Annotated in this window: 25 protein-coding genes; 12 read left to right on the forward strand and 13 right to left on the reverse strand. The window is 57.2% G+C overall.

Annotation, left to right across the window (positions count from 1 at the left end; all coding sequences use genetic code 11):
• Positions 1 to 15 precede the first annotated feature (15 nt).
• On the forward strand, positions 16 to 606 hold the full coding sequence (locus ACR0KC_RS11570; RefSeq protein ID WP_170514178.1) for a DUF1285 domain-containing protein: 591 nt from the start codon (positions 16 to 18) through the stop codon (positions 604 to 606).
• Here ACR0KC_RS11570 and ACR0KC_RS11575 read toward each other — a convergent pair.
• Positions 531 to 1,538, reverse strand: a complete 1,008-nt coding sequence (locus ACR0KC_RS11575) for a DMT family transporter (protein WP_480771871.1) — start codon at positions 1,536 to 1,538, stop codon at positions 531 to 533. The two genes, ACR0KC_RS11570 and ACR0KC_RS11575, sit on opposite strands and share 76 nt — an antisense overlap.
• A gap of 179 nt (positions 1,539 to 1,717) precedes the next feature.
• Here ACR0KC_RS11575 and ACR0KC_RS11580 point away from each other — a divergent pair, with 179 nt between their 5' ends.
• Both ACR0KC_RS11580 and ACR0KC_RS11585 read left to right on the forward strand, forming a co-directional pair.
• On the forward strand, positions 1,718 to 2,473 hold the full coding sequence (locus ACR0KC_RS11580) for a hydroxypyruvate isomerase family protein (protein ID WP_480706569.1): 756 nt from the start codon (positions 1,718 to 1,720) through the stop codon (positions 2,471 to 2,473).
• Between the two features lie 73 nt (positions 2,474 to 2,546).
• A complete protein-coding gene (locus tag ACR0KC_RS11585; RefSeq protein ID WP_170408576.1) occupies positions 2,547 to 2,777 on the forward strand; it encodes a DUF2798 domain-containing protein in 231 nt (76 codons plus the stop codon).
• Between the two features lie 45 nt (positions 2,778 to 2,822).
• On the opposite strand, the gene polA is transcribed toward ACR0KC_RS11585, so the two are convergent.
• The 3 genes from polA to ACR0KC_RS11600 all read right to left on the reverse strand — a co-directional run bounded on the left by polA (position 2,823) and on the right by ACR0KC_RS11600 (position 6,621).
• Positions 2,823 to 5,624: a DNA polymerase I gene (gene polA, locus ACR0KC_RS11590; protein ID WP_480706571.1), complete on the reverse strand. Its 2,802-nt coding sequence runs from the start codon at positions 5,622 to 5,624 to the stop codon at positions 2,823 to 2,825.
• A gap of 104 nt (positions 5,625 to 5,728) precedes the next feature.
• The gene (locus ACR0KC_RS11595; RefSeq protein WP_480706573.1) at positions 5,729 to 6,391 is read right to left on the reverse strand and encodes a YrbL family protein; all 663 of its coding nucleotides are present in this window, start codon (positions 6,389 to 6,391) and stop codon (positions 5,729 to 5,731) included.
• 44 nt (positions 6,392 to 6,435) lie between these two features.
• Entirely contained in the window at positions 6,436 to 6,621 is a 186-nt protein-coding gene (locus ACR0KC_RS11600) for a zinc-finger domain-containing protein (protein WP_480706575.1), read from the reverse strand.
• Positions 6,622 to 6,708: 87 nt separating this feature from the next.
• Here ACR0KC_RS11600 and ACR0KC_RS11605 point away from each other — a divergent pair, with 87 nt between their 5' ends.
• Positions 6,709 to 7,701, forward strand: a complete 993-nt coding sequence (locus ACR0KC_RS11605; RefSeq protein ID WP_170514245.1) for an ABC transporter ATP-binding protein — start codon at positions 6,709 to 6,711, stop codon at positions 7,699 to 7,701.
• Here ACR0KC_RS11605 and ACR0KC_RS11610 read toward each other — a convergent pair.
• Positions 7,698 to 8,165 carry a DUF1203 domain-containing protein gene (locus ACR0KC_RS11610; protein ID WP_170566845.1) on the reverse strand — a complete coding sequence of 156 codons (468 nt, stop codon included), beginning with the start codon at positions 8,163 to 8,165 and terminating at the stop codon, positions 7,698 to 7,700. The two genes, ACR0KC_RS11605 and ACR0KC_RS11610, sit on opposite strands and share 4 nt — an antisense overlap.
• A gap of 196 nt (positions 8,166 to 8,361) precedes the next feature.
• Here ACR0KC_RS11610 and ACR0KC_RS11615 point away from each other — a divergent pair, with 196 nt between their 5' ends.
• A complete protein-coding gene (locus tag ACR0KC_RS11615; protein ID WP_480706577.1) occupies positions 8,362 to 9,300 on the forward strand; it encodes a DMT family transporter in 939 nt (312 codons plus the stop codon).
• A 54-nt stretch (positions 9,301 to 9,354) separates the two neighbouring features.
• Here the strand turns inward: ACR0KC_RS11615 and ACR0KC_RS11620 are convergent, their stop codons facing one another.
• Entirely contained in the window at positions 9,355 to 10,467 is a 1,113-nt protein-coding gene (locus ACR0KC_RS11620; protein ID WP_170394983.1) for an S-(hydroxymethyl)glutathione dehydrogenase/class III alcohol dehydrogenase, read from the reverse strand.
• 129 nt (positions 10,468 to 10,596) lie between these two features.
• On the opposite strand from ACR0KC_RS11620, the gene ACR0KC_RS11625 reads away from it, so the two are divergent.
• Positions 10,597 to 10,884: an I78 family peptidase inhibitor gene (locus tag ACR0KC_RS11625; protein ID WP_170408581.1), complete on the forward strand. Its 288-nt coding sequence runs from the start codon at positions 10,597 to 10,599 to the stop codon at positions 10,882 to 10,884.
• A 2-nt stretch (positions 10,885 to 10,886) separates the two neighbouring features.
• On the opposite strand, the gene ACR0KC_RS11630 is transcribed toward ACR0KC_RS11625, so the two are convergent.
• Positions 10,887 to 11,612, reverse strand: coding sequence for an SDR family NAD(P)-dependent oxidoreductase (locus tag ACR0KC_RS11630; protein WP_170613430.1), 726 nt, complete (start codon positions 11,610 to 11,612; stop codon positions 10,887 to 10,889).
• 185 nt (positions 11,613 to 11,797) lie between these two features.
• On the opposite strand from ACR0KC_RS11630, the gene ACR0KC_RS11635 reads away from it, so the two are divergent.
• From ACR0KC_RS11635 to ACR0KC_RS11655, 5 genes are read left to right on the forward strand one after another with little or no spacing between them, the layout of a single operon-like run.
• Positions 11,798 to 13,126: an NAD(P)/FAD-dependent oxidoreductase gene (locus ACR0KC_RS11635; protein WP_480771872.1), complete on the forward strand. Its 1,329-nt coding sequence runs from the start codon at positions 11,798 to 11,800 to the stop codon at positions 13,124 to 13,126.
• Positions 13,083 to 13,622 carry a hypothetical protein gene (locus ACR0KC_RS11640; RefSeq protein ID WP_170819159.1) on the forward strand — a complete coding sequence of 180 codons (540 nt, stop codon included), beginning with the start codon at positions 13,083 to 13,085 and terminating at the stop codon, positions 13,620 to 13,622. Before ACR0KC_RS11635 ends, ACR0KC_RS11640 begins: the two co-directional genes overlap by 44 nt.
• The gene (locus ACR0KC_RS11645; protein ID WP_480771873.1) at positions 13,622 to 14,845 is read left to right on the forward strand and encodes an MFS transporter; all 1,224 of its coding nucleotides are present in this window, start codon (positions 13,622 to 13,624) and stop codon (positions 14,843 to 14,845) included. Before ACR0KC_RS11640 ends, ACR0KC_RS11645 begins: the two co-directional genes overlap by 1 nt.
• A complete protein-coding gene (locus ACR0KC_RS11650) occupies positions 14,842 to 15,459 on the forward strand; it encodes a DUF3833 domain-containing protein (RefSeq protein ID WP_480771874.1) in 618 nt (205 codons plus the stop codon). The genes ACR0KC_RS11645 and ACR0KC_RS11650 overlap by 4 nt, the downstream gene beginning before the upstream one ends.
• The gene (locus ACR0KC_RS11655; RefSeq protein ID WP_170395003.1) at positions 15,456 to 15,998 is read left to right on the forward strand and encodes a DUF3833 domain-containing protein; all 543 of its coding nucleotides are present in this window, start codon (positions 15,456 to 15,458) and stop codon (positions 15,996 to 15,998) included. The genes ACR0KC_RS11650 and ACR0KC_RS11655 overlap by 4 nt, the downstream gene beginning before the upstream one ends.
• A 36-nt stretch (positions 15,999 to 16,034) precedes the next feature.
• Here ACR0KC_RS11655 and ACR0KC_RS11660 read toward each other — a convergent pair whose 3' ends face one another.
• The 3 genes from ACR0KC_RS11660 to ACR0KC_RS11670 all read right to left on the reverse strand — a co-directional run bounded on the left by ACR0KC_RS11660 (position 16,035) and on the right by ACR0KC_RS11670 (position 18,987).
• Positions 16,035 to 16,823 carry an ATP-binding cassette domain-containing protein gene (locus ACR0KC_RS11660; RefSeq protein WP_170395006.1) on the reverse strand — a complete coding sequence of 263 codons (789 nt, stop codon included), beginning with the start codon at positions 16,821 to 16,823 and terminating at the stop codon, positions 16,035 to 16,037.
• Between the two features lies 1 nt (position 16,824).
• Positions 16,825 to 17,949, reverse strand: coding sequence for an ABC transporter permease (locus tag ACR0KC_RS11665; protein ID WP_170395008.1), 1,125 nt, complete (start codon positions 17,947 to 17,949; stop codon positions 16,825 to 16,827).
• An 87-nt stretch (positions 17,950 to 18,036) separates the two neighbouring features.
• Positions 18,037 to 18,987, reverse strand: a complete 951-nt coding sequence (locus tag ACR0KC_RS11670) for a sugar ABC transporter substrate-binding protein (RefSeq protein WP_170395010.1) — start codon at positions 18,985 to 18,987, stop codon at positions 18,037 to 18,039.
• 187 nt (positions 18,988 to 19,174) lie between these two features.
• Here ACR0KC_RS11670 and ACR0KC_RS11675 point away from each other — a divergent pair, with 187 nt between their 5' ends.
• Positions 19,175 to 20,179 carry a LacI family DNA-binding transcriptional regulator gene (locus ACR0KC_RS11675; RefSeq protein WP_170395012.1) on the forward strand — a complete coding sequence of 335 codons (1,005 nt, stop codon included), beginning with the start codon at positions 19,175 to 19,177 and terminating at the stop codon, positions 20,177 to 20,179.
• On the opposite strand, the gene ACR0KC_RS11680 is transcribed toward ACR0KC_RS11675, so the two are convergent.
• From ACR0KC_RS11680 to ACR0KC_RS11690, 3 genes are read right to left on the reverse strand one after another with little or no spacing between them, the layout of a single operon-like run.
• Positions 20,176 to 21,309, reverse strand: a complete 1,134-nt coding sequence (locus tag ACR0KC_RS11680; protein ID WP_480706587.1) for a Gfo/Idh/MocA family protein — start codon at positions 21,307 to 21,309, stop codon at positions 20,176 to 20,178. The two genes, ACR0KC_RS11675 and ACR0KC_RS11680, sit on opposite strands and share 4 nt — an antisense overlap.
• 13 nt (positions 21,310 to 21,322) lie before the next feature.
• Positions 21,323 to 22,216, reverse strand: coding sequence for a TIM barrel protein (locus ACR0KC_RS11685; protein WP_480706589.1), 894 nt, complete (start codon positions 22,214 to 22,216; stop codon positions 21,323 to 21,325).
• Positions 22,217 to 22,235: 19 nt separating this feature from the next.
• Positions 22,236 to 23,339, reverse strand: coding sequence for a Gfo/Idh/MocA family protein (locus ACR0KC_RS11690; protein ID WP_480706591.1), 1,104 nt, complete (start codon positions 23,337 to 23,339; stop codon positions 22,236 to 22,238).
• Positions 23,340 to 23,351: the final 12 nt, after the last annotated feature.

The following is a 23,351-nucleotide window of genomic DNA, read 5'->3' on the forward strand; positions in this document are numbered from 1 at the left end:
TCGCGCTGAGAGGAAATGGCAAAAGCAATGAGCGGACAAAAACCCGTGACCCCTTCGCCAGACGGTCTGGCGGCTTCGGTCAAAGCGGCCAAAACGCGGGGTTTGCCGCCCGTTCACCTATGGAATCCTCCGTTTTGTGGCGATCTGGACATTCGGATCGCCAAAGATGGCACTTGGAGTTATCTAGGGTCACCGATCAACAGGGTCGAGCTTGTTAAGCTATTTTCCTCAATTCTTAAGAAAGAAGAGGGTAGGTACTTTCTCGTCACTCCCGCTGAAAAGGTGGGAATCACCGTCGAGGATGCGCCGTTTGTTGCCGTTGATTTTGAGCATGAGGGACAAGGCGAAGCCCAACGTCTGACTTTTACGACGCAAGTGGGCGATACAGCCATCGCCGGGCCCGATCACCCGATACGCATTGTCCTAAATACGGAAACTGATGAGCCCTCACCCTACATATTGGTGCGCGCGAATCTTGAGGCGCGCATTGATCGCAAGAGCTTTTACCGGTTGGTCGAGATCGCCAGACATCACGACGGTTGGTTTGGTGTCTGGTCGGACGGCCAGTTTTTCCCACTGATCGCATCCGATGTGCTAGAGGATTGAACCGGTCGCGGTTTGCGGTCCTGCGCCAGCACGACCGCAAGCGCCACCAGCGACGCGCCCAGCGCGCGGGTCCAGTTCCAGTCCTCGCCCAGCGCCATCATGATCACCATCACATAAAATGGCGCGGTATTGATGTGGAATGACGCCAGGGCGACCCCTAGTTTTCCCACTGATGCTATGAAGAAAAATTGGCTCAGGCCCAGTGAGAACAGTGCGTAGAACACCAACATACCCATCTGCGCCACATCTACGGGGCGTGTAGGCATGACCTCTAGCCCCAGCAATCCGGCTAACGGTACTAGAATGGCTGCGGTCGACAATCCTCCGACCAAGGTAATGGTGCTACGGCCCAACTGGCTAAGCTCGGGGAAGTCGCGCGCAGTGGCCATGCTGGCCCAACAGAACAGCGCGGTAGACACCACTGCGCACATCGCGCCCAGTCCTAATTGTGCCGGTGCCACCGCGCTGGTGGCAATCAGGCCGCCAATGATTGAAATCACCAATCCCAGCGCAAAGCTCCAGCGCAATCGCCGCGTTCCCGCCACAAGCTCCATGATCGTAGCGATCAAAGGCGCACACGAGGCGATAATGGCAACGGTAACTGGGTCGGTCAGCTTCTGCGCTACAAGGATCAGGAACATCCCCGACCCTAGCCCCAAACCGCCGACCAGGAGGGCATGGCCCCAACGGGCGCGCAATACCTGAGCCGGTCCGTCCAGAATCAGCCAGATTGGTACCATGACCAACACCGCAAGAGACATCCGTGCTGCGAACAGGGCGATAGGTGGCCAGCTTTGCAATAGGATCTCAGCCGCCGGGAAACCCGCCGCCCAAGTCAGCATCGAAGCCACCGCCAGCGTATTTCCGGTGAACGCGGTCTGTCGACCGTCAGATACAGCTATAGCGGTCCCGCGCGCGGGTTCAGGGCTCATGGCCATCGTGATCAGACCTTATTGTTGGCGCGGCCCTCGCAACGGGATACCGCTTGAGCCTGATGGTCCCTGATTCGAAAACCTTTATCTGGCCGATTTTCGACAATCTGTCGTTTTCAGTCTCTTTCACGTGGCCGTCGTGATCGCTAGGCTCTGCAAAGTTCGACACCGGATGCCCGATGCCCAGATTTGCCGCCAATCTTTCACTGCTGTTTGCAGAACTGCCCTATCTCGACCGGTTTCAAGCCGCCGCGCAGGCCGGGTTTACGGCTGTTGAAATTCTCTTCCCCTACGACCTCGCGGCCAAAGAGACCCGCCGCGCGCTGCTGTCCAGCGGGCTTGATCTGGTGCTGATCAACGCCCCGCCCCCGAATTATACCGGCGGTGAACCGGGTTACGCCGCCATGCCCGGCAGCTCTGACAGGTTTAAGTCCGATATCCGGCGCGTTCTGCGCTACGCGGATGTGCTGCGGCCAGAGATGATTCACGTTATGGCCGGATACGCTTCCGGCCCCGAGGCCCTGCGTTGTTTTGTCGAGAACCTGCAATGGGCGGCAGATCTTGCGCCGGCACAGCGGTTTACAATCGAACCGCTCAACCCCGTATCGCAACCCGGTTACTTCCTGAACAATTATGATCTGGCCGCCGAAGTGCTGGACCGCGTCGACCGCGCAAATGTCGGCCTACAATATGACAGTTTTCATGCGCAGATGATCCACGGCGACGCGCTGGCGATTTGGCACCGTTTTCAGCCCCGTATTGTCCATGCACAGATCGGGGCTGCGCCGGATCGCTCGGAACCCGGGCTGGGTACAATGGACTTTGCCGCGTTGTTTGCTGCGATGGACCAGTCGGATTACAGCGGCTGGGTCAGCGCCGAATACAACCCCTCAACCCGGCGGACTGAGGACTCACTGGCTTGGATACAGTATTAAACCCTGCATGAACGCTGGATTTTCAGACTGAAATGGCGCAATTGAGGGCATCGACACGCCAAGGATGCCTCGCATGATATCTGCCCGCTATGCCAATGCCCTGTTCGCCTTGATCATGTCCGGCCTGATGTCCTGCGTCGTCACCGGCATAGCCACGCTCAAAGCTATCGGCTTCAGCCCTTCAACACTCGGAGACTGGATGGCCTCTTGGGCCTTTTGCTGGCCTATCGCCTTTACCGTCATCCTGACGCTGGGCCCTTTCGTAAAACGCCTGATCGCCCGCCTGGTCAGGCCAGAAGCCTGACCCGCTGCAAAGAGGGCCCGCAGGGCTTGATGAGCAGCGCCGCCCCTAATGGGCCTCGGCCCAGTTCGCGCCTTGTCCGGCATCCGCGACCAGCTTGATATCCAGCTTCACTGCCGGATCAGCCGCCCCTTCCATCACCGCGCGCGCGACCGAAATGGTTTGATCCACAGCCTCTTCAGCCACTTCGAACAGCAGCTCGTCATGCACCTGCAACAGCATCTTGGCGGGCAAGCCGTTGATCGCATCCGGCATCCTCACCATCGCGCGCCGAATCACATCTGCTGCCGTCCCTTGGATCGGAGCATTGATCGCAGCACGACGCGAGAACCCCGCATGCGGCCCCTTGGCATTGATCTCGGGTGTATGGATTTTCCGGCCGAACAGGGTCTGGACATAGCCATTCTCTTTGGCAAACGCGATCGTGTCGTCCATATAGCGCCGGATGCCCGGGAAACGTTCGAAATAGCGATCGATGAAACCCTGCGCATCCGCCCGGGGAATGCGCAGATTGCGCGCCAACCCAAAGCCCGAAATGCCGTAGATCACACCAAAGTTGATCGCCTTGGCCTGACGACGGATATCCGGCGTCATCTCGTCCAACGGAACATCAAACATCTCGGACGCTGTCATTGCGTGAATGTCCAATCCATCCGCAAACGCCTGTTTCAGGGTCGGAATATCGGCGATATGGGCCAGTATCCGTAGCTCAATCTGGCTGTAATCAAGGCTGACCAGCACATTGCCCGGCTCGGCAATGAACGCCTCACGTATGCGCCGACCTTCCTCAGTACGCACTGGAATGTTTTGCAGGTTCGGATCGGTCGAGGCCAAACGGCCCGTATTCGCCCCCGTAATCGAATATGACGTATGCACCCGGCCCGTATCAGGATTGATATGGGTCTGCAGCGCGTCCGTATAGGTCGATTTCAGCTTGGAGAGTTGCCGCCAGTCCAGCACCCGGCGCGGCAGTTCATGTTCCGTTGCAAGGTCCTCAAGAATGTCCGCCCCGGTCGAGTACTTACCGGTCTTGCCCTTCTTGCCGCCCTCAAGCCCCATTTTGTCGAACAGGATTTCACCCAGTTGCGCTGGCGAACCGACGTTAAAGTTCTCACCCGCCAATTCGTGGATTTCAGCCTCTAATCCGGCCATCTTCTGCGCAAATGCATTTGACATTCGGCTGAGAACATCGCGATCGACCTTGATGCCATGCATCTCCATTTCTTTGAGAACCGGCACCAATGGACGTTCAAGTGTTTCATACACCGTCGTCACCTGCACCTGATGCAACTGCGGCTTGAACAATTTCCACAGGCGAAGGGTGATGTCCGCATCCTCGGCAGCGTAGGCCGTGGCCTCGTCAATCGGCACCTTGTCGAAAGTGATTGCAGACTTGCCCGAGCCAAGCAGAGGTTTGATGGGAATCGGCGTATGGCTCAGATAGCGTTCAGATAGCGTATCCATGCCATGCCCATGCTCACCGCCATGCATGGCGTAGGACATCAGCATCGTGTCGTCGATGGGGGCGACGTCGACGCCATATCGCTTAAAGATTTTGGCATCGTATTTCATGTTCTGTCCGATCTTCAGGATCGACGGATCCTCAAACATCGGTTTCAGCAAGTTTAGAGCCGCATCCAGCGGCATCTGTCCATCGGCCAGCGCATCCGATCCGAACAGATCATCGGTCGCGCTTTCACGGTGAGTCAACGGGATGTAACAAGCCTCACCCGCCTCGACACATAGCGAAATCCCGACCAAATCGGCGATCATCTCATTCAAGCCGGTGGTCTCGGTATCCACCGCAACCCAGCCGCGCTCGTAGGCCTGATCGATCCATTTCTGCAATGCCGCTGCATCGCGCACGCATTCGTATTTCGTTGCATCAAATGGGACGTCTTCGGCCTGTGACTCCGCCTCGGGCGTGGATATATCGGGGATGACGGGGGACTCGACGCCCAGCTTGTCAGCAATGCGTTTGGTAAGCGTACGAAATTCCATCTCTGCCAGAAACTTCATCAAAGTCTCAGCATCGGGATCCTTCACCTCAAGGTCATCCAGAGTGAAATCCAACGGTGTGTTTTCGTCCAATTGCACAAGTTTCTTCGATAGCTCGATCTGGTCGCGCTTTTCGATCAGGGTCTGGCGGCGCTTGGGCTGTTTGATCTCTTCAGCGCGATCCAGCAAGGTTTCCAGATCGCCATATTCATTGATCAACAGCGCTGCCGTCTTCACACCAATGCCCGGAGCGCCCGGTACGTTATCCACCGAATCCCCGGCCAAAGCCTGCACATCGACAACCCGCTCGGGCCCGACGCCGAACTTCTCAACCACCCCGTCGCGATCGATGCGCTTGTTCTTCATCGCATCCAGCATCTCGACACCGCCACCCACAAGCTGCATCAGGTCTTTGTCAGAACTGACAATGGTCACCCGCCCACCGGCCTCACGTGCCTGAACGGCGAGGGTCGCGATAATGTCGTCGGCTTCATAGCCTTCAAGTTCTTTGCAGGCGATGTTGAACGCTTTGGTGGCTTCGCGAGTCAGCGGCATTTGCGGGCGCAAATCCTCAGGCATCGCTTCACGGTTGGCCTTGTAGAGATCATACAGATCATTACGGAACGTATGCGAGCCCTTGTCGAAGATCACCGCAACATGGGTCGGCGCATCCGGCCCGGCGTTCCCTTCGACATATTTCTGCAGCATATTGCAGAACCCCGATACCGCCCCAATTGGTAGCCCATCCGATTTCCGCGTCAACGGCGGTAAAGCGTGATAGGCGCGGAAGATAAAGGCTGATCCATCAATCAGATGCAGATGGCAGCCTTTTCCGAATTGGGTGGTGGTCATATGAGGCTCCTGCGCTGGGTTGCGCCAAGTTGTACAGAAGGGCTGCACGAAAGACGAGGCCACCTGGCCAATTCGTTGCGACCTAATTTGCCCGTGGTCTGGCCTTAGCTATTCGAAAAAGTGCGCTTATCCGCATTCCAAGCCAAGCCTGCTTTTTGCGCGATCAACGAGAACTGTTTGTTCAGCGAGCGATCATTCAGACGTGGGGACAGGCTGCGCAGTGGGATGAGGTTCCGCTCACCATATCCATCGATCAGGAAACAGGCTGGGCCCGCCCCCCGCGTTCCATAGACGATGTTCGAGCTTTTGACGTCGCGCGCGACGATGTGAAGGTCAAACATCTGCGCAACGAATGCATTCAACGCTTCCAAAACCGGGGCGTCCAATCCACTGCGGCAGACTTCATAAAGCTTGGGCGCAAGCCCGCCATCAATGCCAGAAATGCGCTCAACAACAACCCCCGCCCCATGCGTCGTCTGAACCACGCCCAACATCCTGGACAGGGGTGAACGCTCAATTTCTGTCCCGAGTTTCAGCGATACCCGCAGTTCGCATTCCAGCTCTTTCAATGTGCTGCGATACTGCGCCTCGGGGAACAGTTTCCATGCCAGTCGCTTGCCAAGCCTGTGCGAGACACGATCTTGGGACCGGGTAAAAACTTTGATCAGTAGGTCAGGATGACCGGGAAAGTCATAGACACTGCGCACAGTCCCGTTCGCGATTGGCTGGCTGTCGGAAAGGTCAATCGTTTTGGCTGTGAACAGCATTATCTATCCTCGCCAGTTACGACCGCCTGCCGTCCTGGTCGCCCTTACGCGTCCTGACCAGAGTCCTCACCACGCAGCACGTATTTGCAATCGCAATAGGGGCACTCGACCCAACCAGTGTCTTCGGGAATCTGCAGCCAGACGCGCGGATGACCCAGCGGACCCTCGCCACCATCGCAGGCGACGCGGGTATTTTCGACAATCTTGGTTTCCGGCGCTTCGATGGTCACGGCTGGCGATCCTTCTTTGGTTGTCGGCCTCGCGGGCATGTATTAGGTGCGTTTATGGGCGATGAGCAAACCGGGGGCAAGGGCCACATGTCCGATGCGGCAATCACAATCAGATCACTGCGCAAGACCTATCGCGGCGGCAAGAGCCAGCCCGAGAAACAGGCTTTGAAAGGGATCGACCTGACGGTACCGCAGGGGTCCGTTTTCGGTCTGCTTGGCCCGAATGGAGCCGGCAAATCGACCCTGATCAACATTCTGGCGGGGCTGGTGGTCAAAACGTCTGGCAGCGTCTCGATCTGGGGGTTCGACCAGGATCAAAACCCGCGCCAATCCCGCGCCGCCATCGGCGTGATGCCTCAGGAATTGAACCTTGATCCGTTCTTTACACCTCGAGGCGCATTAGAAGTTCAGGCCGGGCTGTACGGTGTTCCCAAGTCTGATCGGCGAAGCGATGAGATCCTCGACCTCGTTGGCCTTGCCGACAAGGCCGAGGCCTATGCGCGCACGCTTTCGGGCGGAATGCGGCGGCGCCTGCTGCTGGCCAAGGCGCTGGTGCACCATCCCAAGATTCTGGTGCTCGACGAACCCACGGCGGGTGTGGATATCGAACTGCGACAGATGCTTTGGGCCAATGTGCGCAAGCTGAACGAACAGGGCATGACCATCATCCTGACCACGCACTATCTGGAAGAAGCGCAAGAGATGTGTGACGAGATCGCCATTATCAATCACGGCGAAAAGATCGCACAAGACAGCACGGCCAATCTGCTGGGCCGCATGGACAGCCGAACCATGGTGATCGTGCCGGATAGCCCCATACAGACTCTGCCTGTAGCGGATAACGTGATTGCAGCGCAACGTGAGAACGGCGACCTTGTGCTGCAATACCACAGCAACCTAACTACAGCCGAGCAGGTGCTGGAATCTGTACGTCAGGCCGATATTCGCATCCAGGACGTCCGCACTGAAGAAGCTGATCTTGAGGATGTGTTCCTTGCGTTGACCTCCAGTCGGGTCGACGACGCAACTGTCAACGACCCGAACCAACCACATCGGGGGATGCACCGCGTCAAGCTTTAGACACGATCGATCCGTGCGTGATAACAGTTGTTCAGAGCAGATCGGATGTGGATGTAAGCGACATCAGCGCGGGAGAAGATTTTTTTAGCCGCCTCATGCAACTGCGCCTGTGGGGTGATGATCCCGGTTCCATAGACAATTCGGTCGTCCGGACCATACCCTTTGATCAGGTAGTTGGGCGAGTCGGTCAACGCCTCGGGCAGCACATCCTCACTTTCATAGCGTGCGCAGGGGTCGGCACAAAGGAAGATCGGTCCAGTCTCTGCATAAGGCTGCGTTTCCGGGAAGGGTCGGTGCGCCAACACCAGCATCTCTTTGCCTTCCGGTATGTATTTCAAACAATGACGGCATGGGTTGCCCGCCCCATTGGAAATCGCACGCTCTGGTGGGTTTCCATATCCATCCGGCGCACCGGCGCGATATGCCTGAACCTGCTGTGTTGGTAGGGCTGAAATTCCGTGCATGATGTTTCTCCTTGATTTGAGATGATCATGGCAATCGCTTGTTTTGGACTCGACCCGTTTCCTGCGTATTGCAAAATCTGCAACCCTGCCTGCAAAAGAATGTTAGCGATAAAATAAGGGCTACCCGTCAGACCAATTTGGGTCTAAGCAAACATCAAACACCCCAAACGATCCATCTATGATTGAGGCTTTTGTCATGAGCGCTCAGAACTCCGCCCTTCGTGGGCTTGCCTTTGCGTTCTTAGGCTTTGCCGTCTTCGCGACGCATGACGTGCTGATCAAGGTGCTGGGTGGCACCTATTCGGTTTTGCAGATCATCTTCTTTGCGACGCTGTTTTCCTTTGTCCCTATGGCAGTAACAATTCTAGCCGATCGGACCACTGGGAATTTCCTGCCGCGGCATCCGTGGTTGGTGCTGTTGCGATCAGCGACGATGATCATGGCCATGTCTTGTGCCTTCTACGCTTTTTCGGTGCTGCCGCTGGCCGAAGTCTATTCCCTGCTATTTTCCTTTCCGCTGATCGTAACTGTTCTGTCGATTCCGATTCTGGGTGAGGTGGTCCGTGCCCAAAGGTGGGCGGCCGTGGGCGTCGGCCTGATCGGCGTCCTGATCGTCCTGCGCCCTGGCGCGACCGAAATCACCCTGGGCCATTTAGCGGCTCTGGCAGCAGCCTTCTGCAGCGCATTTGCTTCGGTTCTTGTCCGCAAAATCGGGAATGAAGAACGCTCTGCCGTCCTGATCCTTTATCCTATGCTGCTGGCCATCGCCGTCATGAGCGTCGCCCAACCGGCAGTTTATCAACCACCATCATTGCTGCATCTGGCGATGATGGCGTTTGTCGGGGTGTTCTCGGTAATCGCACAGCACCTGATCATCCTTGCTTATCGCGCCGCCCCCGCCGGCGTCATTGCCCCTAGTCAATACAGCCAGATCATCTGGGCCACGATCTTCGGCGTGATTTTCTTTGGCGAGCACCCGGATATCTGGGTCGCCGTTGGCGCAAGTATCATCATCGCATCAGGTGTTTTCGTGGTTTGGCGAGAGAGCCGATCAAACACTACCTCTGCTAATACGCCTGTGCTGCGCGTCAGGTCGCCCCGGTCAGATACTGGAGCGACGAGGCCCGGAGAATAAGAAACGGCGCGCATTGCAGCGCGCCGTGCAATCCATTTCAGCCCTTATAGAGCCTTAGTAGACGACCACTGATCGGATACTCTCGCCCTTATGCATCAGGTCGAAACCGTGGTTGATGTCATCCAGGCCCATGGTGTGGGTAATCATGGGGTCGATCTCAATCTTCCCGTCCATGTACCAATCCACGATTTTCGGGACGTCGGTGCGTCCACGCGCTCCGCCAAACGCGGTGCCACGCCATGAGCGGCCAGTAACCAGTTGGAACGGTCGAGTCGAGATTTCAGCGCCCGCAGGTGCCACACCGATGATGATCGATTCACCCCAGCCCTTGTGAGCCGATTCCAGTGCCGCTCGCATTACGCCGACATTGCCTGTGGCGTCAAAGGTATAATCCGCGCCGCCCTTGGTCAGGTTGACCAGATACGGCACCAGATCACCTTCGACCTCAGAGGGGTTCACGAAATCCGTCATGCCGAACTTGGTCGCCATTTCCACCTTGGCTGGATTCAAATCAACGCCCACGATCTGATCCGCGCCAGCCAGACGCAGGCCCTGAATCACGTTCAGGCCGATACCGCCCAAACCGAACACGATGGCACGGCTGCCAATTTCTACCTTTGCAGTGTTGATCACCGCGCCAATTCCGGTGGTCACGCCGCAGCCGATATAGCAGATCTTGTCAAAGGGCGCGTCCTCACGCACTTTGGCGAGCGCGATTTCAGGCAGAACCGTATGGTTCGAGAAGGTCGAGCAGCCCATGTAGTGCAGGATCGGATCGCCATCCAACGTAGAAAAACGCGAGGTGCCATCCGGCATGAGGCCCTGGCCTTGGGTTTCGCGAATTGCCTGGCACAGGTTGGTCTTGGGATGCAGGCAGTATTCGCACTCACGGCACTCGGGCGTATAAAGCGGGATGACGTGATCGCCGGGTTTCAGGCTGGTTACACCCGGGCCGACCTCAAGCACGACACCTGCGCCTTCATGGCCCAGAATGGCGGGAAACAAGCCTTCAGGGTCGGCGCCCGACAGGGTGAATTCATCGGTATGGCAAATGCCTGTCGCCTTGATCTCGACCAGAACCTCGCCCGCTTTGGGGCCTTCAAGGTTTACGTCCATCACTTCCAAAGGTTTGCCTGCCTGAACGGCGACGGCGGCACGGGTACGCATGGTGCTTGTCTCCCTGTCTGTTTTGCCCGACCCTGCGTCAAATACAGGGTTTTTTCAACTGCGCTTTCATGACAGGTTGGCTAAATCTTTGATATTTCAGAAACGACATCACCAGAAAGCCCTGCGCCAATGTACCGTTTATTTCCGATCCTAATTCTTCTGACCGCATGTTCTGAGACCTCTGCACCGCAGGACGCGGCGCTTGAACTAGAGGAGGCACCGGTTGAACTTGCATTTTGCAAGGGAGAACCGTTCGCGAACACCATTGGTGAGCCGGTTTCAACCATACAAGCCCAACTGCCTGAACGGTCGCGCGTTCTGGGCCCGGATGATATTGCCACGCAGGATTATCGCATCGACCGGCTGAACGTTTATGTGAACGGCGCAGGCACAATTCAGAGGCTTACTTGCGGATAGGGTCACTTTCCCCGGTACACCAGAATATCGGGCAAATAATCGATCAGGCGCACAACCCATGAGAACGGTACCGGGAAATCGGTTCGAAACCGGCGACGGGACATGGCGCGCAATACGCGATCGGCCGCATCTTCGGGTGTCATCAGCATCGGCATTTTGAAACTGTTCTTGTCGGTCAGACGGGTCTTGATGAACCCCGGATTGACAATGCGCACCGTCACGCCTGACCCTGCCAGATCGTGTCGCATGGTCTCGGCCAGCGAGATCAGCGCAGCCTTGCTGGCCCCGTACGAGATCGCATTGGGAAGCCCATGATACCCGGCAAGCGACCCGATCAGCGTGATATCACCACTGCCTGAGCCCACAAATCCTGGGACGGTTTCACCCAACACCCGAAGCGCACCGGAATAGTTCACATCGCTGATCGCCAAAGCGGCATCGGTGTCCCAATCTGACGTACTGATCGGCTCATAGGCGCCTGCGTTGTAGACAAGCGCGTCAATTGAGCCAGCCTCCACCACAGCGCGGCGCACAGTGTCGAGATCAGTCACATCCATCGGTACAGCACGTGCATTAGGCAAGGTGCCACAGATTTCATCCAATCGCTCGGCATTGCGAGCAGAAAGGATCAGATGTGCGCCTTCGCGGCTCAGCTTTTCGGCCAAGCAACGGCCCAGCCCTTCGCTGGCGCCAATGATCCAATAGGTTTTTCCGTCAAAACTGCTCATGCGTAAGTCTTTTTTCGTACTACTAGGTCGAATACGTTCTGACAGCAGCAATGGATCACGCCCAGCGCTCGTAGCATTCGGCCAGATAACACTACATAGCGCGTCGGAAAAAAACTTCTAACGCGGTTGATCCAAAGGCTCAATCCCTGCGTATCTTGTTGTAAATACCGAATAACGAGGATGGAATGTTCGACGAAACCCGGGGCGTACGCAAGAAAATCGCAGTCATAGGCGCAGGCATTTCAGGTCTCTCCGCAGCTTATTACCTTTCCGAAGACAACGATATAACCTTGTTCGAGGCTGAGCCCCGACTGGGCGGCCACGCCCGCACGGTGATGGCCGGAAAGAACGGAGATCAGCCGGTAGATACCGGTTTCATCGTCTTCAACTATGTCACATACCCCTATTTGACCCGGCTGTTTGATGAGCTGAACGTGCCGGTCACCAAAAGTGAGATGAGCTTTGGTGCAACTATCGACAATGGCCGCATCGAATATGGGTTGAACAATCTGCGCACTTTGACCGCGCAGAAACGCAACCTCGCGCGTCCAGCCTATTACAAGATGATCGCCGATATCCTGCGGTTTGGCAAAGAGGCCCCCGAAGCCGCGCAGGACGACGACACCACGATCGGTGAGCTTGTGGATCAACTGCGTCTCGGCCACTGGTTCCGGCACAATTATCTGATGCCGATGTGCGGCGCGATCTGGTCAACTCCGGTCGAGTTCGTCGATCAGTTCCCAGCCCGCTCGCTGGTGCAGTTCTTCCGCAATCACGCGCTGCTGGCCTCGGGCCGTGCCAATCAGCACCAGTGGTACACCGTGAAAGGCGGCAGCATCGAATATGTCCGCCGGATCGAAACTGCGCTACGTGCGCGCGGTGCTGACATCAGACTGTCCGCACCCGTGCAGCGGATCGAGCGGCATGATCTGGGCGTCACCGTCCATGCAGGTGGTGAGGCCGCTCTGTTTGACGAAATCATATTAGCAACCCATTCCGATCAGTCTCTCGCCATTCTGGGCGATGCAGCGACCGAAGCGGAAAAAGCGGCGCTCGGCGCGATTAGATATCAACCGAACAAAGCTATCCTGCACTGTGATCCTCGCCAAATGCCCAGGCGGCGTGCTTGCTGGTCCAGTTGGACCTATCGATCGCAAAAGGGCAATGTTGGGGTTACATATTGGATGAATCGGCTTCAGAATATCCCCGACAGTGACCCACTGTTTGTGACCCTGAACGCCGCATCAGACATTCCCGCGGACAAAATCTATGACGAGGTCGAGTTCGCCCATCCGGTGTTCGACAAAGCCGCCCTGCGCGCGCAAGGGCAAATCCGCGAGATGCAGGGACAGAACCGAACCTGGTTTGCCGGGGCGTATAACCGGCATGGTTTCCACGAAGACGGGATTGCTAGCGCAATGCATGTTGTCGAGCGCCTCACCGCCATCCCGCAGAGCATCGGAGCTGACAATGGTATCCCTGAAACGGACCTCGCTGTTTCGGCCAGCGTATAGAACCTGTTGCGCTGCGCTGCTGTCACTGGCGCTGATGGTCCCCGGCGGATTGGCGGCTTCGCCTTTGTCGGATGCAATCAAAGACCCTAAGCTGCGCGGCACCGGGACATTCCGTTTTCTGGGGCTGCCGCTCTATGACGCCAAGCTTTACACGCCCGGCGGTGCCGCATTCAGCTGGAACGAGAATTTCGGCCTACAATTGACCTATCGAAAAAACCTGAAACAAAAAGCGCTGGTCGAGTCGACACTGGAAGAGATGGCCCGACAAGGCAATTCTGCGCCGACGGAAGCCCAATTGCAGGGCTGTTTTCAGGCGGTCAGCAAAGGCGATAGCTATCTGGCCATCGCGCAAGGCCCCAACAGCGTCAGCTTCTGGCGCAACGGAAGCAAAACCTGCACCCTGACAAATCCGGGTATTACACGCAGCTTCATGTCAATTTTTCTGGGTAACAATACACGATCCGCCTCGTTCACACAGCAGTTGAAGGGGCAGTGATGCTGTACCCGCGTGTCAGCCTCTATGCGCTGATGCTTGCTGCAGCAGGTATCCCGCTTTACATCCACCTGCCGCGCTTTGCCGCCGTGAATCTCGGTATCGGGCTGGGGGTCATTGGCACCATTCTGCTGGTCATTCGGCTCGTCGACCTGGTGCAAGATCCACTGATTGGCTGGGCCATTGATCGCTGGCCCGCAGGGCAAATGTTATTTGCCGCCGCCGCTGCGTTGGGTCTAGCAATTGGATTTCCACTGCTGTTTGGTTTGCCAGAAGGGGCAAGTATCGCCGCATTAGTGTCTATTCTGATCCTGTTATTCTCGGCCTACAGCCTCGGGACCATCTTGCTTTATGGCCGCAGCGCCACGCTGGCGAAACAGGCTAGCGCGAAGGAACTGATGACACTGGCCGCCTTCCGCGAAGGCGGACAACTGACCGGAGTTATCATAGCAGCCGCAGCACCCGCTGTGTTCGTGGCGCTTGGCGCAGCCGCGCAAGGGTATCCGGCCTTTGGAATGTTTCTCGGGCTTCTGAGCGTTGTGACTCTGGCTGTTACCCTGCCAATGTGGCGACGCACGCCGATCACCGGTCAAGGGTTGTCCTTTGCAGGCCTAGGACAGGCAGGGGCTTTACGTCTGCTTGCCCTTGCGTTGGTCAACAGCCTGCCCGTCGCCATCACCTCGACCCTGTTTCTGTTCTTTGTTGAAGATCGGCTGCAACTGCCAGGCAAAGCGGGGCCATTGCTGATCCTGTTCTTCCTCAGCGCCGGGCTCAGCGTTCCGTTCTGGGCCAGGCTCAGCAATCGGATTGGCCCGAAACAGACTCTGATGATCGCCATGCCGCTGGCCATTCTCGGCTTTGTCGGGGCCGCTCTTCTAGCCCCTGGGAATCTCGTCGGTTTCGCCATCATATGCCTCGCATCCGGCGCGGCGCTTGGGGCGGACATGGTTGTCCTGCCCGCAATGTTCTCGGTCGTTCTGACCCGGGCCGGGCTGAACGCATCTGCTGCGTTCGGCATCTGGTCTTTCGCAGGTAAGCTGGGTCTAGCTCTGGCCGCCTTTTTCACACTGCCGCTACTGGAACGCAGCGGCTTTACACCTGGACAGGCCAATTCTGCCGAGGCTTTGAATACACTCACCCTCGCCTATGCGGTGCTGCCCTGCATCTTGAAACTCGGAGCGTTTGGCATGGTCCTGACCCTCCCGACAGAGGTCTCTGCCAAATGAAAACGCTCCTGATCTGTCTGCTTGCGATTTTTGCGCTGTTTGCTGTGAAGAACCGGTTCCTCAGTTTCCGCTCGCAATCACCTTCCGACTACAGCGGAACCGGGCCTGAGTTTTCGCTGAAGAAGAACCTGAATGGAGAGATCCTGTCGGAAGGGCTGATCTATGGCCCTAACGGCAAGATGTCGAACAGCTTCGTCGCGCGTATGGTCGGCGAATGGGATGGCAACACCGGTACGCTTTCCGAGTATTTCACCTATTCCAACGGCAAACAGATGACCCGCAAATGGCATCTGACGTTGGGCACGGGCAACACTTTCACCGCAACAGCGGACGATATTGTCGGCGAGGGCAAAGGCGTGATTTCGGGCTCAACGGTCAAGCTGACCTATCGCATCATCCTGCCCGAGGACGCGGGCGGGCATACACTGGATGTGACCGACTGGATGTATCTGACGGAGAACGGTGTAATCATGAACCGGTCCGAGATGCGAAAATTCGGGATCAAGATGGCCGAGCTGGTCGCCACGATGCGCCCTGCGCCTGAAGTGAAATCCACCCATCTGCATGACGCAAACGGCCACGATACAGACTCTGAGCTGAGGGTTTTGCAATGATCGCCCGCCGTACCCTTATTGCAGGTGTCGCGATCGCGGGGTTGGCCATCCTCGCCGCATGCTCGGCCAAACCGCGTATACCAAAATCGTTTCTGTCAGATCGTCAGCTGAACCTTGAAGAGTTCTTCGAAGGTAAGACTGTCGCTTATGGTCAGTTTCAGGATGTACTAGGTAATGTCCCGCGTCGCTTCCAGGTCGATATTGACGGCACATGGGACGGAGAGACTCTGACGCTTGTCGAAGATTTCGTCTATGACGATGGTGCGACTGAACAACGGATCTGGACCCTGACCAAGACCGGCGATGACACCTGGACCGGCACCGCTCCCGGTGTGCTGGGCACAGCCAGTGGGGTCGAAAGGGGCGATACGTTTAACTGGAAGTACAAAATCGACCTGCCCGTCAAAGACGGCACCATGCGTGTCAATTTTGATGACTGGATGTGGTTGTTGTCGGATGACCGGTTATTGAACCGAGCCTATGTTTCGCGTTTTGGCGTAAGGCTGGGTGAAGTCATATTGTACTTCGAGAAGAAGTAGTCACCCCGCCAGCACAGCCAGCGGGGCAAAAAAGTATCAGACGGTTCCGCCCAGACTGCCTTCAAGCTCGACCATCTCCTGACCACCGGCCATCAGGTCCTGCAGCTCTTCCGGGGTGATCTGGCCACGCTGCGCCGTACCCAGCGTTTGACCGCGGTTGAGTACCGTGAACCGGTCCCCCACTGCCAACGCATGGCGGACGTTATGAGTAATAAAGACCACTGCAATACCCTGCTTGCGCACCTTGTCGATGGTCGCCAGAACGTTGGCTGTTTGGCGCACCCCAAGGGCCGAGGTCGGTTCATCCAAGATCAGAACCTTCGCCCCGAAATGCACCGCCCGCGCGATGGCGACGGTCTGGCGTTCACCACCTGACAGCGTGCCCACCGCCTGATCAGGGCCGCGCAGGTTGATCCCCATTTTCTTCATCTCTTCCATCGTGACCTTGTTGGCATAGTCATGATCAAAGAAGTGAAGAGGTCCGACCTTCTTTACCGGCTCATTGCCCATGAAGAAGTTGCGCGAGACCGACATCAACGGGATCATGGCCAGATGCTGGTGCACGGTTGCGATCCCGGCCTCGATGGCATCACGCGGGTCGGCGAAATGCATGGGGTGGCCTTCGAACAGGATTTCTCCGTGGGTGGGCTGGTGCACGCCCGACATGGTTTTGATGAAGGTCGACTTGCCCGCACCGTTGTCGCCGAGAAGGCAGTGACATTCACCGGGAAACACGTCCACCGAGACACCCGCCAGCGCGATCACGCTGCCGAAGTGCTTTTCGATGTTTTTCATCTGGATGATGGGTTCATGTTCGGGATTCATATCAACGCTCTCCCGTGATGATGCGGCGAATATAGGTGTTGAGGATCACAGCCCCCAGCAGGATCACCCCAAGGAAGACCCGGAACAGCGAGCTTTCGACACCGGCAAAGAACAACCCCTGTTGCACCACGCCAAAGATCAACGCGCCCAGCGCCGCGCCCAGTACCGAGCCGTATCCTCCGGTCAGAAGCGCGCCGCCGATGACCACGGCGATGATCGCCTCGAACTCTTTTAGCAGACCCCGGTCAGCACCAGCCGATCCGAACTCCATCACCTGGCAGACAGCGAAGACAGTGGCGCAGAAGGCCGTGAACATAAACATCAGAATCTTGACCCGGTTCACAGGCACACCCGAGTTGCGCGCCGCCTCAGCATCCCCGCCCGAGGCGAAGATCCAGTTGCCGAACCGCGTTTTGGTGAGCAGCACGTGACCAAAGATGATCAGTGCGATCGCCCAAACGATCAGCATTGGAATACCATCCACAACTGGCTGACCGGCGCGAGTGCCACGCTCGAATACGGCGATGATCCCGGCATCCCCGAGCCATTGGAACAATCCCTGCAAAATTTTACCACCAAAGATCGGCGCCAGCCAATCGCCTTCGGCCGCGTCCTTTACGCCGCCAATGATAGTTTTACGCTCGATCACCTGCGGCAGGAAGATGGTGAAGCCGCGCAAGATGAACAGGAAGGCCAGCGTTACGATAAAGCTAGGCAGCCCAGTCCGGATCACGATCCAACCGTTCAGCGCGCCGATTGCCACCGCCATCGCAAATGTGACGATAATGGCCATCCAGACCGGCCACGCCAGCGTGACCGAAAAAATTGCGATCATCATGCCCGAAAAGCCGATCATCGATCCGACTGACAGGTCAAACTCACCCGCGATCATCAGAAGGCAGGCACCCACGGCGATGATCATGAACTGCGCCGAGACAACCGACCAGTTCATCATGCCCTGTGCATTGAACATGCCGCTGTCAAAAGCGAACAAAAGGAAGAAGGTGAAGACGGCAACGGTGCCGACCATCCCGCCAAGTTCAGGCCGGATCAAGGCCTTGCGCAGCGGCGATATTTCTTTAATCCGTTCGTCGGTTACAGCCGTGTTTTGAGCAGACTCGCTCATTAGAACGCCCCTCCGAGTTAAGCAGTGATTTTGCGTCAGATAGTTGTTGGCGGGCGCCGCTTTGGCGGGGCGCCCGCGCTGTAAGAATCAGCGGTACTCGCCAGCAAATTCTTCGATCTTGGTCAGACCATCAGCAGTTACGAAGCCGGGACCCGAATTGATGTTGTTGCCCGGCAAAACGCCATAGCGGTGGTAGTTGGTCATCACAACAACCGGCAGGTAAGCCTGCAGGAAGGGCTGCTGATCAATTCCCCACTGGATCACGCCAGACTTGATGCCTTTGACAATCTCACCACCCAGATCGAAGGTGCCGAAATAGATGTCACCGGCCATACCATTTTCTTCCAGCGCCAGAATTGTCGGATCAGCCGAGGTTGGACCCAGTGTCAGAACCGCATCAGTATCCGGGTTCGCCGACAGATAGGCCAGCACGCGGTTCTTGATCTCGGCTGGGTCCTGGCCGGCGTCGATCATCTGATCCCCCAGTTCAATGCCCAAGCCGTCTGCAAAGCCCTGACAACGTTCCTGGCTTGAGGGCTGAACGATATAGTGGTTCACACAAAGGAACGAGCCGATGCCGTCACCCTTGGCGCGCTGGCCTGCAGCAAATCCGGCATCATATTCGGGCTGCCCCACATACATCAGGGCACCAACTTCCCGGGCCTGATCCGGCGTACCAGTGTTCATGATGATGACATCAACGCCCGCATCGACCGCTGATTTGATCGGTCCGCTCAGCACATCATAATCCGCCAACGTGGTAATGATCCCGTTCGGACCCGAAGCAGCCGCCTGATCGATAATCCGCGCCATATCAGCAAGGTCGCCAGTGGGCGGATTGCGGTATTCGACTTCGACACCCATCTGGTCGCCTGCCAGCGCGATGCCGTTCTTGATCGTGTTCCACCAGCTGTCGCTGTCTGGCGCGTGGCTGACCAGAATGTATTTCTCACCTTCCGCCGCAGCGCCCGTGGCTGCGATCAGAGGCGTCGCAGCTACCGCCGCCGCCAGCGCCAACTTCTTCGTCAGTGAAGTCATGATGTCCTCCCAAAACTCATGTTATCGCGGATTGAGGCAGTCCTTCGCACCTCTCCGACTCGAGTTAGAGCATATCTGTCAAAATTTTGCAACCGGTTGCAAACGGTGTCAGATGTGTTTCATACTGTATCTGCCAAAGAATACAGGTAAAAGGACTGCCACTAAACGCAGGAAGGTCAGACGGATCATGGCTGTCACATTGAAAGAGGTTGCAGAACGCGCCGGCGTTTCACGCTCGGCGGTGTCGCGCACTTTCACCGATGGGGCCTCGGTTTCCGACAAGATGCGCCGAAAAGTCGAGAAGGCCGCGCGTGAGCTGGGATACAGCCCAAATGCACTGGCTTCATCTCTGACCACAGGCCGAACTAAGCTGATCGGACTGGTCTCGAACAACTTCCACAACCCGATATTTCTTGAAGTTTTCGACCTCTTTACCAGGGGGCTGCAGGACCGAGGCCTGCGCCCATTGCTGGTGAATCTGACCGACGAGGTTGAACCCGAAAATTCGGTACGAATGCTGCGCCAATATTCGGTCGATGGCGTTGTCGTAGCGTCGTCGACCTTACCGCCCGGGTTCGCAAAAGCGTTTCGGGATGCTGGCGTACCAGTGGTGCACAGCTTTGGCCGGTCATCCTCTTCACCGCAGGTTCATGTGGTCGGGATTGACAATGTGGAATGCGGACGCATGGCGGCCCGCGAGCTGGTCGCGCGTGGTTATACGAAAGTAGCCTTTCTAGGCGGACCCGAAGCGGCGACCTCGACCCAGGATCGCCATGCAGGCTTCATGTCAGAGATGGCCCGGCATCCTAGCATTGATGTGACCTGCTCGTTTGCTGAGGCTTACTCATTCGATGCAGGTCGTCAGGAAATGCTACGCTTGCTCCAATCTGAGCGGGCTGATGCATATTTCTGCGGCGATGACGTGTTGTCCATCGGGGTGTTGTCCGCAATTCTGGATAGTGGCCTAAAGGTGCCCGAAGACATCGGCATCATCGGCCTGAACGACATGGAAATGGCACGGTGGGAGAATATTGATCTCACCACCATCCATCAGCCGATCCGGCAAATCGTGAGTTCCTCGATCGAGCTAATGGTGGCAACCCTGAACGAACCCGACCGATATCCGGAGGCGCGGATATTCCCATGTTCGGTGGTGGAACGGGGCACATTGCGCCCCGTATCTGAGAGTTAACGAAACATCGGTGGCCGGGCATCCATCCACGCGCTGCCCTTTTTCGCCGACTCGACCGCTGTATGCACAGCCGCCATCGACCGCACGCCGTCTGCCGCATTTGGCAAGCCGTCGCGGGTTTCCCCGGCAATAGCATCTGCGAGATCGCAATAGATATTCGCAACCGCCAACGGGAACCCTTCGGGATGCGCAATCGCCACCCGGCTGAGTCGCTGCGCGTCTTCATGCAGCCCGCCTTCGCCTTTTTCTATGATCTGCAGGCGACCACCAACAGGCGTGTAGATAAGCTGGTTCGGCTGCTCCGACGCCCATCGCAGACCGCCGGTTTCTCCGAACACCTGAATGTCGAACCCGTGCTGCCGACCGATGGCGACCGAAGAGGTCCACAACCGGCCAACAGCGCCTTTTGTCGTGCGGAAGTTGACCATGGCATCATCTTCAAGTTCACGGCTGCCAATGGTTGAGGCAAAATCTGCAGACAGGGTCTCAACCTCATCATCCGCAATGAATCCGGCCATATGCATCGCGTGGATACCGCAATCAGCGAACTGCCCGGAAACACCCGCCATCGCAGGATCATAGCGCCAGCGCACGCGTGGATTGTCAGCATCAGTGGCGTCTCCGTGATGGCCGTGACTGAAATTGGTAACGACCAGACGGATTTTGCCGATCTCACCTGCGCGCACCATCGCGCGAGCCTGACGCACCATCGGATAAGCCGAGTAACAGTAGTTTACCGCGCAAATCTTCCCTGATTTCTCGGCGACTTTGACAATCTCTTCGCCCTCTTCCACCGTCATGGTCATGGGCTTTTCGCACAGCACGTTGAACCCGGCCTCAAGGTACGCTTTGGTGATCTCGAAATGCGTCGCATTTGGAGTGGCTACAGTGACCAGATCAATCCGATCCTCGCGCCCGCGCTCACCTTCCAGCATCTCGGTCCAGTCGCCGTAGGCTCGGTCTGCCGCGATACCCAATCGTTGGGCGTATTCGCGACCAATGTCAGGCCTGTGATCCAGCGCTCCGGCGGTGAATTGGAAATGCCCGTCCGCCAGCGCCCCCAACCGGTGCGCCGGTCCGATCTGGCTACCTTCGCCGCCTCCGATCATGCCCCATTTCAGCTTGGTCATGGTCTGGACCTCCTTAACTGAAACCAATTGATTCAAGGTATTCACGATTCTTCCGCGCGTCCCCTACAGGATCAGGGTCGAGCGTTGGGTCGCAATCCTGCTCGACCGTGCACCATCCTGTGAAACCAGCGTCCAGCAGCACCTGGCGAACGGTCGGAAAGTCCACGTCGCCGTCGCCCAGATTGCAGAAAATCCCCTGCCCGCAAGCATCATAGAAGCCCGTCCGATTGGCAATTACATCCGCTTTCACTGTCGGAGAGATATCCTTGAAGTGCATGTACGAGATCCGATCAACGTAGCGCTTCATGAAGCCGACCGGATCGAACCCGGCATAAGAGTGATGCCCCGTATCGAAGCAAATTTTCAAAAGGCTTTCATCGACCTCGTCCAGCAAACGGATAAGTTCAGGTTCAAAGTCCATGAAGCCCGCAGCATGAGCGTGCATCCCAACGGTCAGCCCGTATTCCTCGGACCCGATCCGCGCGCTTTCAGAAAGGCGATCCCGGAACGCCGTCCACTCGGCCTTGTCCATCTGCTCAGCCTCATCGGCGCGACCAGCGGTTGGCGCGCGGCGGGGTGAGATCGCATCGATCAGCACCATATGCTGCGCCCCATGCGCTTTCAATGCGCGAGCGGTGCGGTGGGTGGCGTCCAGCACGTCTTCCCACGCGTCGGGGTCGTGATAGTTGCGGAACACAACGCCGCCGATCAGTTCAAGATCATGCTCGGCCAGCGCATCGGCCAGCACCGCAGGGTCTTCGGGCATGAAGCCCACCGGGCCCAATTCGATACCCTTATACCCGGCCGCAGCGCATTCGCTGAGAACGGTTTTCCAATGCGGATTGCGCGGGTCCTGCGCAAATTCCACGCCCCAGGAACAGGGCGCATTGCCAATTCTGATGCTCATCTTGTCTTGTCTCCGATGCTCAGAAATCTTCGATATTTTTCCAGCTTTCATCCGCTGACGATGCCAATGCCGCAGCGACGACCCGGTTGACCTCATGCCCGTCGTGGAAGGTCGGCCAGACCGGTTTACCTGTCTCGATCGCGCTCAGGAAATCTCGCGCCTCGATGATGATCTGATCCTGATAGCCCGTGCCATGGCCCGGCCCTTGACAGAACGGCTCATAGTCCGGGTGCGCAGGGCCGGTCAGGATCTTACGAAAGCCACGCTCAGCTTCGGGGCCCTCCATACGGTAGAGCCACAAAACGTTCTGGTCTTCCTGATCAAAGCGGATCGCACCCTTGGTGCCACTGATCTCATAGGCATAGCCCATCTTGCGCCCAGTCGCGATTCGACTGATATAGATCGATCCCATTGCTCCGTTCGCGAACCGCACCATCATCTGAGCGTGGTCGTCATTGTCAACTTCGCCACCCGGGCGGCTATTGTGCACGGTTTCGACCTCGGCCATCACGCGTGAAATCGGGCCGATCAAAGCCAGTGCGGCATTGATCATATGAGGCGCAAGATCACCCATCGTTCCGTTCGACATTCCTGTTGTACGCCAGGTTGCCGGGGCTTGAGGGTGCGCGTAGAAATCTTCGGTATGCTCACCCCGAAACCATGTGATGTCGCCGATCTCTCCTTCGGCTATCAGAGCGCGAGCGTATTGGCTGGCCGGGGTGCGGATATAGTTGAAACCAACCATGTTGGCCAAGCCCGAGGCCTCGGCCGCTGCTGACATCGCCGCACCATCCTCCAGCGACGCGCCCAAAGGCTTTTCACACAGCACAGGTTTGCCCAGCGCAAACGCTGCCTGAGCGATCTCGCGATGTGTTTCCGGAGGCGTGGCGATCACAACGGCCTCTACCTTCGGGTCGTTCACCAACACACGCCAGTCATCCGTCGAGCGCGCGAATCCATAGGCCTGACGATACCGCTCAGCGCTTTCCGATGACGAGGCGCACACCATCTCTAACCGTGGTCGCAAGGCCGTGTTGAACACTGCCCCAACCGAGGACATGGCGACCGCATGAGCCTTGCCCATATATCCGCCGCCTAGAATGCCAATGCCGATCTCTGCCATTCCGACGTCCTC

This window comes from Ruegeria sp. CF3 (assembly GCF_056537365.1).